This is a genomic window from Paenibacillus thiaminolyticus (assembly GCF_003591545.1).
Classification (GTDB): domain Bacteria; phylum Bacillota; class Bacilli; order Paenibacillales; family Paenibacillaceae; genus Paenibacillus_B; species Paenibacillus_B thiaminolyticus_A.
In genome coordinates, this window is sequence record NZ_QYZD01000061.1 from 1 (window position 1) to 16,273 (window position 16,273).

Consider the following 16,273-nt stretch of genomic DNA (forward strand, 5'->3'; position numbering starts at 1 on the left):
ACAAGTGACATTTTCATAGCACAGTTAAAGTGACATTTTCACAGACGATTGACATCCCTCAGCGGTTCTTATCCATCGTTGCCGCCTGCGACAAAAAGACCGCCTGCGACGGCAGACGGTCTTGTCAGTAATCCATTATGCACTTGTGCCTGGCGTGACGGAACCCGGCTTCTTCTGCGGTGCACGCTTCGCCTTGAAGCTGCGCGGCACGGCGCCGAATCCGATCCAGGCGAACGGGATGAAGCGGAATGCCGCGTAGACGACGAGCCAGGACAAGCCGATCGCCACGGCATAGCCTCCCGCGATAAACAGCATATACGCAAGCGAGCCGCCTCCAAACCAGGCATATTTGCGGTACAAGGCAAGGAAGACGGGATGCAGCAGGTAGATGCCGAAGGACAGGTCCCCCAGCTGCATAAGGGCTTTGCGAAGCCAGTCCGGCAGCTTCCGTTCCAGGAAAAAGGCCAGCTGCATCAAGACGATGGCCGATGTGAGCGTGTGGAAGTTCCACAGCATCTCATAGACCAGCGAATTGGTCCATTCATTGGTTGAACGCGACCAGAACCAGACCTGAACATGAAGCATCGCAAATAGCAGCCACGCGCCCCACAGCGCAAGCGACCCGATCCGGAAGCGAAGCGGATTGCCCTTCTGCCCGAGCGACGTCAGCCACGGTCGAATTTTCTCGAAGTTCAAGCCGACATAGGCACCCAGGAAATAATAGCTGACATAAGAGAGCGAGAAGCTGCCTTTATTGACAATCTGGAGGTCGTATTTGTTCCAGAGCACGAAGCCCCACTGCAGCAGCAGCCCCAGCGGAATCGACCAAGCCAATATCGTCTTGGACCGGAACAGCTTGAGCATCAATGGGAACAAGATATAGAACTGAATGCTGATAAAAACAAAGTATAAGTGCGTATAAGCGGAGCCGGTCAATAATTTCGTGAAAAACGAGTAGATCGAATCCTCGAAGCCGCGGGTACGGTAATACATCATATGCTGCATCAGAAAGTACCCGATCGATGCGACGATATACGGAATGATGACATAGAGCAGCCGATTCCGGTAGAACTTGCCCAGCACGGCGGGCTCCAGCTTATCCCGTCCGCCGTAGTTGTAGAACAGCACGAAGCTGCTCAGCAGAATGAAGGTCGGCGTGCCGTATTTGAAAAAGATGTTGAAAAAGTTATACAGATAATACCAGCTAGAATCAACCATATCTACCGTTGCCTGCGATGTGGAATGCACGCTGATGACGCCAATCATGGCCAGCGCTCGCACAATAGGAATGGCAGTAATGTGCTCTTTGCGGCTCATTGTCCTTCCTTTCCGACACCTGCCGCCGGCAAGCATCTGATCAGGCAGGCGCGGCCAATCTCGAACGACCGGCAGCGCCTGCTCCTTAATTATCCATGTTTTCATGTTGCGAAATGAAACACATTTACAACATAAAATTATATGTCAAAATCGGCCTAGCCTCAACCGGAAACATCGCTTATCATGGAAGATTCGACTAGTAAAGTTTACGTGTGACGGTATATTATATCCCATTACCCGAATATTGCCCCGGGAACAATTCAATGCTGCGATCCGCATCTCTCATCTCATAGCTCAACCGGAAATGATGCTTCAAATCGTTGAGCGCAATATACCATTTCCCGTTCTTCACGAGAGGAGGGACAGACAGCACCAGCTCGGCGCCATTCCAGGTCACGATTCTGCTCGGCTTCACGCGGGCCACCTTCGTATGCGCCCCCCGGTTGCGCATCTGCTCAACAAGCTTCGGCGTGGCAATCAGCTGATTTCCCCCATTGATTCTGAACCCGTTCCGATTGTTCCGCCCGTTAATCCCTGGACGAACCGTGAACGTAATCGGGATATCCAGCTCGCGGCAAATCTCCAGCACCTTGCTGTTATAGGCGCCGAACGGGAATGCGAGCAAGCTGTTCGTATTGCCCAGTTCCTTCTTCAGCACCTTCTCCGCCTTGGCCAGATCGCGGCGAACCCGCTCCTCATATTCCTCATCGGTCTCCTTGCGATCTTCCTTTTTCAGATACGTATTCCAGGTCAGCATCGGGCGAAGGAAGCCCCGATCATTCACCGGGCGGTACTCATGCGAGTGGAAGGTATGGCTGTAGAAGCTCATCCCGTACTGCTTCATCTCCCGCATTTGCGCCCATGACAGCTTCTTGTGCTTGGACTGCTTCGGATTGTCAATCGTCTCGACGATAACGAAGTTCGTGGCGGTCAGATGGTATTTCCGCAGCACCGGATACACATCCGTATAGAACGACTCGTACCCGTCATCGAAGGTAATCAGCACGGCATTCGGCGGAACCGGAGCGCCGTTCAGCATATAATCGATATATTCATCCATGGATATAAAATGAAACCCGCTGCTCATTATCGCCAGCAGCTGCTCCTCGAACTGCTCCGGCGAGATAAACGTGACATGGTCCGGGTTCTTCTGAACATTATGGTACATTAACGTAATAACCTGATCCTCATAAAAAACCGGTTTGTAATCCCACTGCGATTCCTGTCTCGTCGTCGGGAACAGCTGAAGCTCCTTCCCGTCATCGACGATATGTACGTCCACTCCGTATGCTTGCTGCAGCGCATTAGCCGATATATACCATTCGCCGCCCGCCTGGAGCGCATATTCCCTTTCGCCCGCTTGTCCCTTCCAGACAAGAGGGCGGCTATCGATATGATTCCTGTCGATATCGATGAACAGCGCGACGCACAGCAAGGCAATCAGGAGCACGGCGCCTGCGGCCCGTCTCATGCCCATTCCCTTCATCCTCTACATCATCTCTTAGTTGCATCTATCCAACATTAGCATATTTCCCAATGCTTGTCATTTCTCGCTTTTCTTATTCAGCCGAAAAATACATAGCAAATATCGAAGCAGCGGCCATGACCCCCAACAGGAAAACCGGCAGCCTGCCATACGACTGCCGGTTCATTATACGACGCCCGATCCCCCTGCTCCCCCGGGAGCCGAATTCGCTTCGCGGATCACCCGCATCGGATTCCCGGCAACCATTTGGCCGGGTAACACATCCTTATGCACGACCGTCCCGGCCGCGATTACCGCATGATCCCCAATCGTCACACCAGCTAGTATGGTGCTGTTCGCCCCAATCATCACGTGACTGCCGATGCGGACCTTGCCGAGACGGTATTCCTTCGTCAAATATTCATGGGCTAGCAGCGTCGCATTGTATCCGATAATCGTGTTGTCCCCAACCTCGATATATTCCGGGAAGAAGACATCGACCATGGCCATCAGCCCGAAAGCCGTATGGCGGCCGACTTTCATGTTCAAGATACGCACATAAATCCACCGTTTGAGCCGCACCGAAGGGCAGTAACGGGCGAATTGAACCCAGATGAAGTTCCAGACGCCCTTCCACGGGCTTACCGACCGGTATATTTGCCACAGGCTGTTCGGCCCTTCGACAGGGTGCCGCTCCACATCTCTCACTTGGATTCCCGCTCCTATCCGACGAGTGTCAATATATCGCGCATATCATGAATGATATGGCGCGGTTCGTATTGGCTAAGCACCGCTTCGCCCTTCAACGACCAGGCAACGCCGCAGGAGATGGCGCCGGCCGCATTGGCCGACTGGATGTCGGCCGGGCTGTCGCCCACCATGAGCGTCGTCGCCGGATCGGCCTTCAGCTTCTCGATGGCGAGCAGCACCGGCTCCGGATGCGGCTTCGCATGCTGGACATCGTTGATCGTGACGACTACGCCCATCTGATCCAGCAAGCCGAACATGCGCAAAGCCCGCTCCGTCGTCTCGCGCATCTTCGTCGTGACGATGCCGAGCTGAATGCCGCCCTCGTGCAAGGCGCCGATAACTTCCTTCACATGCGGGAACTCGCGCACCAACTCATCATGCCGGGATATATTGTAGCGGCGGTACGCGGCTTTGAGCTCCTCCACATCGTCCAATCCGCTGAACTCCCGCAGCTGATATTCGAGCGGCATTCCCATGCTCGGAATAATCTGCTCCCGTGTCAGCGGAGCCGGCGTGCGCTCCAGCAGCACATGCAGGAAGGTCTCAATGATCAGTTCATTGGTATCGATAATCGTTCCGTCCAGATCGAACAGTACTGTACGAATCATTATGCTATTTCTCCTTTACGTCACGTTCCTCTTCCACAGCCGCAGGCGGCTCCGCCGATTCAGGCTCTTCCTTGGCCACGTCCCGGGAAGGGGAGGCTTCCTCAACGGGCCGCGCCTTCGCAGGAGCTTCCGCTTCCGTCTTGCTTCCGGCGTCATTCGTGCCGCGATCCGTCGCTTCGATAACCTGTGAAGGCTTCGTCGATACAATCGGATCCCGATACAGAACCTTCGATGCGCCGGTTACCCGGCGAATAACGATGAGCGAGATGCCGCCGATGATCAAGAAGATGGCCAGCAGCTGCGATATCCGAACATTGCCGTAATTCGGATCGAGATACCCCGGCTCGAATACGATCTGCATCGGCGACCACAGCGAACCGATCATCGATTCCACCCATCCGGAACCTTGGTAGGCCAGACTGTCGGTACGCAGCCCTTCAATGAAGAACCGGCCGATCGAATACCAGATCAGGTAGCCGATGAACACTTCCCCGCTGCGCACGCCGCGCAGCCGGCGGAAGCCGAACAGCAGCAGCACGCCGACGAAGCTCCACAGCGACTCATACAGGAAGGTCGGATGATGGAAGGTTCCGTTCACATTCATCTGGGTGACGATGAAGTTCGGCAGATGCAGCGTTTCGCTCAGGAACGCTTCCGTTGTAGGCCCTCCGTACGCTTCCTGATTGACGAAGTTGCCCCATCGGCCGATCGCTTGTCCGATCAGCAGACCCGGCGCGCAAATATCCGCGATGCGCCAGAAGGAGTACCCTTTTTTTCGAACATAGATAAGCGCGCAAATCACGGCGCCGATTAATGCGCCATAGATTGCAATTCCGCCATGCCAGATTTTGAAGATTTCCAATAAGTTATCTTTGTAATCATCCCATTTGAAGGCAACGTAATAGATACGCGCCCCGACAATGGCGGAAGGCACACCGAACAGCAGCAAATCCATGAAAAAATCTTGAGAAATGCCAAATCTTTTGCCTTCCCGAATGGCCAGCAGCAAGCCGACCACCGCGGCTGTCCCTAATATAATGCCATACCAGTGCACCTTGATCGCGCCGATCGAAAATGCAACCGGATCCAGCAACATCGTTGCCATCCATACACACTCCTTATGGATTGAGAATACGAGTCTCAATCAAAGTCTTCCATATCCTCGGCGATCGTCTCGGTCAGCTTGTTCGTGAATTGAAGCGCCGCATTGTAGCCCATCCGCTTGAGGCGGAAGTTCATCGCAGCCACCTCGATGATAACGGCCAAGTTCCGTCCGGGACGCACCGGCACGGTGACGAGCGGTACATCCGTCTCGATAATGCGCGTCGTCTCCTCATCCAGACCAAGACGGTCATACTGCTTATCCTGCTGCCAGTTCTCGAGGCGAATGACGACGCTGATCCGCTTGTTATTGCGGATGGCGCCGGCTCCGAACAGCGTCATCACATTAATGATGCCGATGCCGCGAATCTCCAGCAAATGCCGGATCAACTCCGGGGCTGAGGCATGCAGCTGGTTGTCCGATGTCTGCCGAATCTCGACCGCATCGTCGGCGACCAGACGATGGCCGCGCTTGACCAATTCCAACGCCGTCTCGCTTTTCCCGATGCCGCTCCCCCCGGTAATCAGCATGCCGACGCCATAGACGTCGACCAATACGCCGTGAATTGTCGTCGTCGGCGCCAGCTTCTTCTCCAGGAAGCTCGTAATGCGACTGGAGAGAATCGTCGTCGCCAGCTGCGTCCGCAGCAAAGGCACGTCTTCTTCCTGGCATACGGCGACAATCTCTTCCGGCACATCCAATCCCCGCGCCACGATGATGCAGGGCATCTCTTCCGAACAGAAATGATACATCCGATCCCGCTTCTCCTCTGGAGTCAGCGTCTCGAAAAACGCAAGCTCGGTCTTGCCGAGGAGTTGAACACGCTCCTTCGGATGGTATTCGAAGTACCCCGCCATTTCCAGGCCGGGGCGATGCAAATCATCCACTGTAATCGGCCGCTTCAACCCCGGTTCCCCGGCCAGCACCTCCAGATGGAACTGCTCCACCATCTCGGCCACTTTTACTCTCTTGGCCATTCTGTCCACTCCTTCGTCTCCCGCACTCCAACCGTTCCCGCTCCTCGTCTACGCAGGCAACGAAGTGCCTATTCCTCATTGTAACCATCGTATCGGAAATCGCCGGCCAGATCAATTAGCGCACGTGCGCTTGCTCTTTGATCGGGACTGTTTTTTCATGATAACTTCCAAAAATAAAGATTTTGTGCAAAGTCCTCCATTTTTCTGTGTTGCATATTTACCAAATTGTGGCACTATGCTATAGTGTTACTTATTGCATGATTCGTGTTACGGGATATTGGCAGACAGGAGGAACGATTTGCGAAAATATCTCTTTTCCAGAGCGGGCGAGGCCGTTATCGTCTTGCTGATCGTCAGCCTGATCGTATTTATCTTTATTCGTCTGCTGCCGGGCGATCCGGCTATGGCGCTGTATGGGGATCAGATTCAGAAGCTGACCCCGGCCGATCAGCTTCGCATCCGCGCCAACCTCGGTCTGGACCAACCGCTCTATAGGCAGTACGTCAAGTGGCTGCAAGGCATTTTGCAGGGCGATTGGGGACGCTCCTACCTGAACGGAGAACGCGTCGACATCCTGATCGGCCAAGCTGTCGGACCGACGGTACAGCTCATGCTGGCCGGCACATTGCTTACTCTTCTCCTCTCTCTCCTCTTCGGGACGATGACAGGCTTGAGGCCTTCCTCGAAGATGGATCGCACGGTGACTGCAGTCAGTCTCGTGCTCATGTCGTTTCCGACCTTCTACCTTGCTCTTTGCTTGATTCTGGTGTTCTCCATTGCGCTCCAATGGTTCCCCATCGCCGGAATGGGCAGCAGTGCGGAAGGCTGGATCGGACGGCTCCGGCATCTTGCGCTGCCTGCCGCCGCCCTCGCGCTATCACATCTTGGATATTACATTCGACTATTCCGGAATCACGTTACCGTCATCAACGACAAAGAATTTGTGCGGGCTCTGCGCATGCGCGGCGTCTCCCGGTACCGAATTATTTTCCGCCACATGCTGCCGAATGCGGCACTGCCTTTCTTATCTTATATCGGCATGTCCCTATCATTAACTTTTGCCGGATCGGTCGTTATTGAAACACTGTTCTCCTGGCCCGGACTTGGCATGCTCGCGCTCAAATCGGCGCAAAGCCATGACTACCCCGTGCTGCTCGCCGCCATTCTGCTGAGTACCTTCGTCGTCGTGGCCGGCAGCCTCATAATCGACTTGTTCTGCGCCTGGTATCATCCGCAGATCCGGCGGCAGTTATTATCAGGGGGGAGAGCGCAATGAAGAGACGCCGCTATATGACGAACCTGTCTGTTCTGTACTTGGCTGTACTGACCCTATGTGCCGCCGGCGCTCCGCTCTTGACCGGGTATCATCCGGTCGATGTCCAGCTGGACGCAATTTTGCTGCGGCCCCAACCCTCTCACCTGCTGGGGACGGATGAGATGGGACGGGATGTGCTGACCCGATTTCTATACGGGGGGCGGGTCTCGCTTGCGGTCGGGTGCGCTTCGGCGCTCGTATCGCTAGTGGCCGGCGTGGCCTACGGCATGATCAGCGGCTACTGCGGCGGCTGGATCGACCGCATCCTGATGCGGGCCGCCGACGCCCTGCTAAGCATTCCGAGCCTGCTGTTCATGATTAGCTTGCAGGCGCTGCTGAAGCCAAGCCTGCTGACCGTCGTGCTTGTCATTGGCTTGACCGGCTGGATGCCGATGGCGAAGCTGATTCGCACCGAGATTCTCGCACTCAAAGAAGAAGCGTTCATTCAAGCTTCCTACGTGTTGGGGGCCACCCCCCTCCAATTGTTCACCCGGCATTTCGCCCCCCATTGCTTGCCGACGATACTCGTCATGACGACCGCCGGAATCGGCCATGCCATTCTGTCGGAGTCGACGCTCAGCTTTCTCGGCCTGGGCATTCCTCCGCATGAGCCTTCCTGGGGCAATATGCTGGCGGGAGCCCAGAATCATTTGCTGTCTGGGGCCTGGTGGGCTGCGGTCTGCCCCGGACTAGGCATCGCGCTCACTGTGCTGGCCGTCACCTTCCTGGGCGATGACGGGCAGCAGCGATGGGGGAGCCCGCAGTTCTACCGGAGGGATCGAAGATGACCGGACCACTGTTGGAGGTTAGCGATCTAACGTTAACCCTTCCATCCACGGCTGACCAAGACAACGACATATTGAAGAAAGTTTCGTTCACCTTGCCAAGGCGGGGCGTTACGGCGCTCATCGGCGAGAGCGGGTCTGGGAAAAGCGTCAGCGCCCAGACATTGCTGGGCATGCTGCCGCGCGGCGGATCGATCGCCTCCGGATCGATCCGGTTCAAGGGAGATGATATTTTGAAGCTCCCTCCCCGTGAGCTCCAGCACTATCGAGGAAGCCGAGTCGGCTACGTGTTCCAGGATACGAGCGGAACCTTCGATCCGCTGCTCCGCATCGGGCACCACTTCGCGGAGTTGCTCGCGATACATACCTCGCTTCCCCGCACGGAAGCGAAGCAGCGGGCGCTGCAGCTGCTGCGGGATATGCAGCTACCTGAGCCGGAACGCGTATATGACGCCTACCCTCACGAGCTATCGGGCGGCATGCGGCAGCGCGTGCAGCTCGCGCTAGCGCTGTCTGCGGAGCCGGAGCTGCTTATCGCCGATGAACCAACGACGGCGCTAGACATGCCGGTGCAAGCCGACATCCTGCGTCTCATTCGCCAATGGAGCGTGCGAACCGGGGGCACCGTCCTGTTCATTACCCACGATCTGGGCGTCGTCGCCGAGATCGCGGACGAGGTCCTCGTCATGCGGTGCGGGACGATGGTCGAAGCCGGACCTGCCGCTCAGGTGCTTCATCATCCAGCTCACCCGTATATCTGGCAGCTCGTCGAGGACTATGCATCCTTCTCTGCTCCGGGCGCGAAGCCCCTGCCGGACGGGCCGCCGATCATGGAGGCACGCGGCCTGACCAAGACTTACCGTGCCGGACGCCGCTGGCTCCTGCGGGCCACTCCTGTGCCGGCCGTCCGTGAGGCGTCCTTCGCGATTCGCCGCGGCGAGATGGTCGGCCTCATCGGCGAGAGCGGCAGCGGCAAGAGCACGCTGTCCCGCTTGCTGCTTGAGCTGGAGCAGCCGGATCGCGGCACGGTACAATGGGCTCCTGCCCAAGGAGGAGGAAGCGCCCGGCCTTCCGTCCAATGGGTCCATCAGGATCCGTTCGCTTCGTTCGATCCGCGCTGGCAGGTCAGCCGGATTATCGGGGAAGGACTCGATTATAGGCCGCAGCGGAATTACGCTGCCGGCTCTCCCGCGGAACGGATCCGCGCGATCGCCCGCGAGACGGGGCTGTCCCCGGAGCTCCTGGATCGGTACCCTCACGAGCTGTCAGGCGGCATGCGGCAGCGCGTCGCGCTGGCCCGGGCGCTGCTCTTGGACCCGAGCCTGCTTATCCTGGACGAGCCCTTCGCCAGTCTTGACATGACGCTGCAGCGGCAGATGCTGGGGCTCATCCGCTCCTGGAATGAGAAGACCGGCATGGCCGTCCTGTTCATCACGCATGACCTCCGGGCCGCTGCCCACCTCTGCCATCGCGTCATGGTCATGTATCGCGGCGAGCTGGTGGAGCAGCTTCCGGCCGCAGACTTGTCCGCTTCGGACCATCCATATACGAAGCGCATGCTCGCATCGATTCCAGGCGGCTGCCGATGGGGCTGTACAGTGAAATGAGCCTGAACCGATTTACATTGAACATAGACCATAGTAAGGAGTAGATCATAATGAAGCTACGATATTCATCCCTGCTCGCGGTTCTCTGCCTTGTCAGCATGCTCCTGGCGGCCTGCTCCGGGACCGCGCCATCGGCTCAAGCGCCCACAGGCCATGCGCCGGCGGGAGAATCAGAGCAGGCCTCCGGATTGAAGCGGGTTGTCTATGGAGCGGAGAAGGAAGTCGAGAAGCTGAATCCGATATTGAATGACGAGCATGATGTCGATTCGATCCTGTTCCGCGGGATGACCCGGACGACATCGGACAATGAAGTCGCGCCGGATATTGCCTTGAGCTGGACCATCTCCGACGACCAGTTGACCTATACCTTCAAGCTGCGGACCGATGCCCGCTGGGACGATGGCAAGCCGGTGACCGCAGAAGATGTCAAATTTACGCTCGATACGCTACTGAACCCGCAGACCAATTCTCCGATTAGCGGAGACTTCACCGAGATTCGGCAGGTGGACGTATTGGCCGCCGATGAGGTCCGGATTACACTGGCCCATCCGTTCCCGCCGCTTCTTCACAAGCTGAAGCTGGGGCTAATTCCGAAGCATGTATTGGAGGGCCAAGATATTCATACCTCCGATTTCAACCGCAAGCCGGTAGGGAACGGGCCGTTCAAGCTGCGAGAGTGGAGAGCAGACAAGACACTCGAGCTGGTGCGCAGCGATACCTACTATGGCCACAAGGCCCAGCTGGATGAGATCATTGTCCGCCCGGTCCCGGATCCGAATACGAGGCTGCTGCAGCTCAAGACCGGAGAGCTGGATCTCGCCTTTGTCGAGCTGAACCAGCGGGACAGCGTGAAGGAACAGGATCCGTTCCGGGTTATACAGATGAAGACGGTCGACTATCGCGGGATGCTGTACAATTTCCGCAATCCTTTATTTGAAGACGTGCACGTCCGCCAAGCCATCAGTGCCGCCATCGATCGGGAGACGCTCGTCCAGGGCGTCCTGTTCGGGCATGGCGAGCCGGCTTACGGGCCGCTGCAAAAATCATGGGCCAACTACCCGTATCCGGAAGGAGCGGAATTCCGGCCGGAAAAAGCGAAAAAGCTACTTCAGGAAGCCGGTTGGACACCGGACGAAGATGGCATCCTGACGAAGGACGGGAAGCGCTTCGAATTCGAGTTCGTCGCGCCCGCCACCGACTCCGTACGGGTCGCCCTGGTCAACGCAATCAGCACGCAGCTCAAAGCGGTCGGCATCTCCGTTATTCCGAAGCCGCTCGACTGGAGCGCCATTCACTTCGATCAGGCGGATACGTTCATGATCGCCTGGGGAAGCGAGTTCGATCCGGATGATCATACCTATCCGGTCTTCCACAGCAGCTCGAGCGCATACGGCTTGTACAATTACGGCGCTTATCGCAATGCCGACGTCGACCGTCTGTTGACTGAAGCGCGCATTGAGCCGGATCGCGAGCAAAGACGGGAGCTGTACGGCCAATTCCAGCAAGCGCTGAATCAGGATCCCGCCTTCGCCTACCTCGTCTATATTGACGCGCTCTACGGTGTGAGCAAGAAGATCACCGGCGTCGGCGATCGTGCGCTCGGTCATCACGGTACCGGCGTGTTGTGGAACATCGAAGAGTGGGATATGAATTAGAACTGGAGAGGGTATGCCTATGTTCGCCTGGCATGCCCTCTTGCTTTATTTTGTGGTACATTAATAAGAAAAAGTGTGTAATAAGAGGTGTCCCATGAATGAATCGAATATAAAGCGCTTTGGCGTATCCATGGACGGGAAGCTGCTGGACAAGTTCGACGAATCGATCAAGGAGCAAGGATATGAGAACCGATCGGAAGCGTTCCGCGATCTGGTCCGCGACGCGCTGGTGAAGCAGTCGCTGGAGGCGGAAGACAAGATCGTCGCCGGCTGCATCTTGCTGTTCTACCGCCATCATCGCCGGAACCTGCTGGAGGACTTGGCGCGGATTCAGCATGAGATGCATGATTCCATATTGGCTACGACGCACTTCCATCTCGATCAAGACAACTGCCTGGAGATGATTGTCGTCAAGGGGAAGCGCAGCGAACTGCGGGCGCTGAGCGATCAGATGACGACCTTGAAGGGAGTCACCTACGGCAAATTTACCGTCGCCCCGTTGGAAGAGATTCATACCTAGATACGTAGGACGGCCGATTAGCGGTGGATATCGGTAGAGAGCGGCCGAAGCAGCGGTAGAGAACGACAGACAGCGGCTCCGGCTCCGCAGCCAGCGCGAGCGCCAGCTGTACAGACAGCAGCAGCAGGCGAGGTCGCCTTACTCGGAAATACGGCCCTAGGGGTAGCGCTCCACGCGCTCTTCAGCGAATCTCACGTTCCCCATCTCGAACGAACCAGGGTGACGCGCATTTCCCATTCAGCTGCAGCAAAATTCCTGCAATAATGCAGTTTTGCCAGCCGGCGCCGCTTGCCACCAAAGTAAATCCTGCAAATATACATCAATTTCAGGTCATATCACCTCGAATTGTGATGATTAGCCAAAAAAGATATAGTTTTGCAGGAATTTTACCCAATTCGCCCCATAATTCGCTAAATCGATGTAATTCTGCATCATTTTTACTAGACCCGCTTCATGCGGAGTTCGAGGGCTTGCGTACTAGACCCGCTTCATATTGTGGAGTTCGAGGGCTTGCCGAGATCATGTGCGATTGCTCAGAACGGATGCGCTCCTCGGAATTCATGCGGTCCTCAGAACGGATGCTAATGAACGCATGCGAATGCGACAGCACGAATTCATCCGGCGCATCCACAGGCGGCGCACTCTTACGGCCCCGCAGTGTACGGCGCAGGCGCAAACATACCAAAAGCGGAGGCTCCCATCTGGGAACCTCCGCTCTCATTATATCGGATTAGTTTTCGAATACGTTCAATTCGGACTCGGTATCGAAAACATGTACTTTGTTCATATCGATAGCAAGCTTGACGTTCTGGCCTTCTCTCGAGTTGGAGCGGCCATCTACGCGAGCGATAACCGTCTCGGAACCGATGCCGGTCAGGTACAGGAACATTTCATGACCCATGTTCTCTGTAACTTCAATCGACGCAGTAAATACGGTGTTCGGCGAAGCTTCCAGGAAGACAGGCTCTTCATGAATGTCCTCTGGACGAACGCCCAGAATGACTTCTTTGTTGAGGTAGCCTTTTTCCTTGAGCACTTGAGCCTTGCCTGCTGGCACGGCAACGTCCAGACCTGTCGTTCTGAAGCGGGTAGTGCCGTTCTCTTCGACCAGGGAGCCCTTAATGAAGTTCATCGTAGGGGAACCGATGAAGCCTGCGACGAACATGTTGAGCGGGTTGTTGTAGAGCACGTCAGGTGCTGCCGCTTGTTGAATGATGCCGTCCTTCATAACGACGATCCGATCGCCCATCGTCATTGCCTCGATCTGGTCGTGCGTTACGTAGATAACGGTAGTTTGCAGACGCTTCGACAATTTCGTAATCTCGGAACGCATCTGTCCACGAAGCTTCGCGTCCAAGTTGGAGAGCGGTTCGTCCATCAGGAACACTTGCGGCTCACGAACGATAGCACGGCCGAGAGCGACACGCTGACGCTGACCGCCGGACAATGCCTTCGGCTTGCGATCCAGCAAATGCTCGATGTCGAGAATGCGAGCAGCTTCGCGCACGCGCTTGTCGATGTCTTCTTTTTTGAATTTACGCAATTTCAGACCGAACGCCATGTTTTGATATACGTTCATGTGCGGGTACAACGCGTAGGATTGGAACACCATCGCGATGTCGCGGTCTTTTGGAGCCACGTCATTAACAAGGCGGTCGCCAATGTACAATTTCCCGTCGGAGATTTCTTCCAGACCTGCAATCATGCGAAGCGTTGTCGATTTACCGCAACCGGACGGACCAACCAATACGAGGAACTCTTTGTCCTCAATATCGAGGTTGATGTCTTTTACGGTTGGATTATCGGATCCCGGGTACTTTTTGTAAATATGCTCTAAGCGAACGCCTGCCATGTGCGTTTCCCCCTTATACGTATATTCCTGAAATCGGTTACTCTTATTGTATCGGAACCCTGTACAAATAACCATTCACAATATGCACAAAAAATGAGCGTCTTATTTTGTTACTTTATACAATAGCAATATCAGCTTTACTAAAACCGCGTCGGAAAATTTGCGCACATCGAGCCCGGTTTCCTGTTTGATCTTATCCAAACGGTACAAAAGGGTATTACGATGGATATACATCCGCTTGGCGGTCTCGCTCACGCTGCAGTCGAATTGGAAAAAATGCTGCAGTGTCGCCATCGTCTCCGAATCCGCGAAGCTCTCGGCCTTCGTGACGACCCGCTGCAGGAACTGCTTGCGCACCTCGTCGGGAATGCTGTTGACCAGCCGCTCCAGATGCAGTTCCCAAGGCAGATGAATAGTATCGGCCACGTGAAAAGCCCGTCCCAAATAAAGCGTCTCTCTCAATTGGGATACGACGCCCGGAATGCCCTTCACCGGGGTGAACGGGTATCCGATAGTCAGGTGGCTCTCTCCGACCCATTCGCTCGATAGCAGCTCATAGAGCCCGAGACAGTAGGACGTGAGCAGCTCTTCCATCGTCTCGCGCTCTTCGCTCTCGTCTTCTCCGGAGCCGGCCTGGGTCAGCTGCTCCGGGCACAGAATAAGCCATTCCTTATCTGACAGCGGAATGAGATTGACCTCGCCGCCGAAGTAGGAACGAAGCAATTTGTACAATTCTTGATAGGCAGGAGCCTCCCGATGAGCATGCTCTGCCACGAGCAGGAACGGGACAACCTGAATGAACAGCTTACTTTTCCAAGAAAAACTGTCCGGCACCTCCGCATTCGGCTCGCCTTCCTTCACCTGGTCCGCGACCCATTCCCCGAACAAGTGGGCCTGCTGCTCATCGGTGATATGCGCTGCGGCTAGCGAAGACTTCGAACGGTGCTCCATCCGCAAAATAAGCTGAAGCCATTGCTTCTCCTGTCCGGCAAGTTCCCGGCCTTCCAGCTTCAGCACTTCCGTCGCCGCCGTTCCCGGCTTCCATAGCATATACCATGCGTTCCCCTGCTTCGCCAGGACCGCCGACTGGCCCTTCGCCAGCGCCTCTCCTCCAGCCCATTCCCTCCATGTCGCAGAAGGCACGGACAGCTTCTCCAGAGAGGCATCCAAAATATGTTCAATTTGCTGCTGCAGCGCTTGCTTATCCATACCGAATCTCTCCACCCGTCTTATCCTTCTTCTTTATGGTTCTCATTGTATCATATCTGATAGGCCGTCTTCATATACACACGGGCTACTGATTGCAGAGGTTGCAGGGAGTGAAGCACCGCTTCCCTCTCCGCCTGAGATCGCAAAAAGACCGGGCTTGATTCGATCAAACCCGGCCGAAAAAACAAAAAAAACTCCAGTTCATTCACTGAAGTCTTGAAATAAAAACTGGTGAGCCATGAAGGACTCGAACCTTCGACACCCTGATTAAAAGTCAGGTGCTCTACCAACTGAGCTAATGGCTCTTATAAATGGTGGAGGATGATGGATTCGAACCACCGAACCCGTACGGGAACAGATTTACAGTCTGCTGCGTTTGGCCACTTCGCTAATCCTCCATGTTATGCATGGTGGCTCGGGACGGAATCGAACCGCCGACACGAGGATTTTCAGTCCTCTGCTCTACCGACTGAGCTACCGAGCCATATGTAACTTTTCAAAAAAAATAAAGTGGTGCACATAAAGCGTCGCCACTCTCACGAAAGTTAAAATGGCGGAGCTGACGGGATTCGAACCCGCGTTCTCCTGCGTGACAGGCAGGCATGTTAGGCCTCTACACCACAGCTCCTTGGTTAAATGGTGCCGGCGATAGGAGTCGAACCCACGACCTACTGATTACAAGTCAGCCGCTCTACCAACTGAGCTACACCGGCAAAAGATGGTGGACGCTGACGGGATCGAACCGCCGACCCTCTGCTTGTAAGGCAGATGCTCTCCCAGCTGAGCTAAGCGTCCTTATGAAATTGGTAGCGGCGGAGGGGATCGAACCCCCGACCTCACGGGTATGAACCGTACGCTCTAGCCAGCTGAGCTACGCCGCCATATTATAAAGGTTGTAAATCACTGTGGCGGAGAGAGAGGGATTCGAACCCTCGCGGCTGTTACACCCTAACGCTTTAGCAAAGCGCCCCCTTCGGCCTCTTGGGTACCTCTCCACATCGCATGTAAAATGCCTGTCCACCGTATTATACGCGATTCACATGCTCAAATCAAGACATTGTACCTTAAAAACTGAATGCGAAAGTTCGTCTTGCGAATCATCTTAGTTAGG

Annotated in this window: 13 protein-coding genes and 8 tRNA genes; 5 read left to right on the forward strand and 16 right to left on the reverse strand. The window is 55.5% G+C overall.

Annotated features, from left to right (window positions below; all coding sequences use genetic code 11):
* Window positions 1-135 precede the first annotated feature (135 nt).
* From DQX05_RS28960 to hprK, 6 genes are all read right to left on the reverse strand, one after another.
* A complete protein-coding gene (locus tag DQX05_RS28960) occupies window positions 136-1,422 on the reverse strand; it encodes an acyltransferase (RefSeq protein ID WP_259392300.1) in 1,287 nt (428 codons plus the stop codon).
* Between the two features lie 118 nt (window positions 1,423-1,540).
* Window positions 1,541-2,794 carry a polysaccharide deacetylase family protein gene (locus DQX05_RS28965; RefSeq protein ID WP_182914953.1) on the reverse strand — a complete coding sequence of 418 codons (1,254 nt, stop codon included), beginning with the start codon at window positions 2,792-2,794 and terminating at the stop codon, window positions 1,541-1,543.
* A gap of 174 nt (window positions 2,795-2,968) precedes the next feature.
* Window positions 2,969-3,490, reverse strand: a complete 522-nt coding sequence (locus DQX05_RS28970) for an acyltransferase (protein WP_119796712.1) — start codon at window positions 3,488-3,490, stop codon at window positions 2,969-2,971.
* A 14-nt stretch (window positions 3,491-3,504) separates the two neighbouring features.
* A complete protein-coding gene (gene ppaX / locus DQX05_RS28975) occupies window positions 3,505-4,140 on the reverse strand; it encodes a pyrophosphatase PpaX (RefSeq protein ID WP_119796713.1) in 636 nt (211 codons plus the stop codon).
* A gap of 4 nt (window positions 4,141-4,144) precedes the next feature.
* A complete protein-coding gene (lgt, locus tag DQX05_RS28980; protein WP_119796714.1) occupies window positions 4,145-5,245 on the reverse strand; it encodes a prolipoprotein diacylglyceryl transferase in 1,101 nt (366 codons plus the stop codon).
* A gap of 35 nt (window positions 5,246-5,280) precedes the next feature.
* Window positions 5,281-6,219, reverse strand: a complete 939-nt coding sequence (gene hprK, locus DQX05_RS28985; RefSeq protein ID WP_119796715.1) for an HPr(Ser) kinase/phosphatase — start codon at window positions 6,217-6,219, stop codon at window positions 5,281-5,283.
* A gap of 298 nt (window positions 6,220-6,517) precedes the next feature.
* Between hprK and DQX05_RS28990 the strand changes: the two genes are divergently transcribed.
* The 5 genes from DQX05_RS28990 to nikR all read left to right on the forward strand — a co-directional run bounded on the left by DQX05_RS28990 (window position 6,518) and on the right by nikR (window position 12,101).
* Window positions 6,518-7,495, forward strand: a complete 978-nt coding sequence (locus DQX05_RS28990) for an ABC transporter permease (RefSeq protein WP_119796716.1) — start codon at window positions 6,518-6,520, stop codon at window positions 7,493-7,495.
* Window positions 7,492-8,322 (forward strand): ABC transporter permease, encoded by an 831-nt coding sequence (locus DQX05_RS28995; protein WP_119796717.1) that lies wholly within the window; start codon window positions 7,492-7,494, stop codon window positions 8,320-8,322. The genes DQX05_RS28990 and DQX05_RS28995 overlap by 4 nt, the downstream gene beginning before the upstream one ends.
* Window positions 8,319-9,926, forward strand: a complete 1,608-nt coding sequence (locus DQX05_RS29000) for an ATP-binding cassette domain-containing protein (protein ID WP_119796718.1) — start codon at window positions 8,319-8,321, stop codon at window positions 9,924-9,926. The genes DQX05_RS28995 and DQX05_RS29000 overlap by 4 nt, the downstream gene beginning before the upstream one ends.
* Before the next feature lie 50 nt (window positions 9,927-9,976).
* Entirely contained in the window at window positions 9,977-11,581 is a 1,605-nt protein-coding gene (locus DQX05_RS29005; protein WP_119796719.1) for an ABC transporter substrate-binding protein, read from the forward strand.
* A gap of 94 nt (window positions 11,582-11,675) precedes the next feature.
* A complete protein-coding gene (gene nikR, locus DQX05_RS29010; protein ID WP_119796720.1) occupies window positions 11,676-12,101 on the forward strand; it encodes a nickel-responsive transcriptional regulator NikR in 426 nt (141 codons plus the stop codon).
* Window positions 12,102-12,831: 730 nt separating this feature from the next.
* Here nikR and DQX05_RS29020 read toward each other — a convergent pair.
* The 10 genes from DQX05_RS29020 to DQX05_RS29065 all read right to left on the reverse strand — a co-directional run bounded on the left by DQX05_RS29020 (window position 12,832) and on the right by DQX05_RS29065 (window position 16,157).
* Entirely contained in the window at window positions 12,832-13,953 is a 1,122-nt protein-coding gene (locus DQX05_RS29020) for an ABC transporter ATP-binding protein (protein ID WP_119796722.1), read from the reverse strand.
* A 102-nt stretch (window positions 13,954-14,055) separates the two neighbouring features.
* The gene (locus DQX05_RS29025) at window positions 14,056-15,162 is read right to left on the reverse strand and encodes a PucR family transcriptional regulator (protein WP_119796723.1); all 1,107 of its coding nucleotides are present in this window, start codon (window positions 15,160-15,162) and stop codon (window positions 14,056-14,058) included.
* A gap of 229 nt (window positions 15,163-15,391) precedes the next feature.
* Window positions 15,392-15,467: transfer RNA gene (locus DQX05_RS29030), tRNA-Lys, on the reverse strand.
* A 7-nt stretch (window positions 15,468-15,474) separates the two neighbouring features.
* Window positions 15,475-15,560, reverse strand: a tRNA-Tyr gene (locus DQX05_RS29035).
* A 10-nt stretch (window positions 15,561-15,570) separates the two neighbouring features.
* Window positions 15,571-15,646 (reverse strand) — tRNA-Phe (locus DQX05_RS29040).
* A gap of 67 nt (window positions 15,647-15,713) precedes the next feature.
* Window positions 15,714-15,790 (reverse strand) — tRNA-Asp (locus tag DQX05_RS29045).
* 9 nt (window positions 15,791-15,799) lie between these two features.
* Window positions 15,800-15,875 (reverse strand) — tRNA-Thr (locus tag DQX05_RS29050).
* 6 nt (window positions 15,876-15,881) lie between these two features.
* Window positions 15,882-15,957 (reverse strand) — tRNA-Val (locus tag DQX05_RS29055).
* Window positions 15,958-15,966: 9 nt separating this feature from the next.
* Window positions 15,967-16,043 (reverse strand) — tRNA-Met (locus DQX05_RS29060).
* 25 nt (window positions 16,044-16,068) lie between these two features.
* Window positions 16,069-16,157 (reverse strand) — tRNA-Ser (locus tag DQX05_RS29065).
* Between the last annotated feature and the right edge of the window lie 116 nt (window positions 16,158-16,273).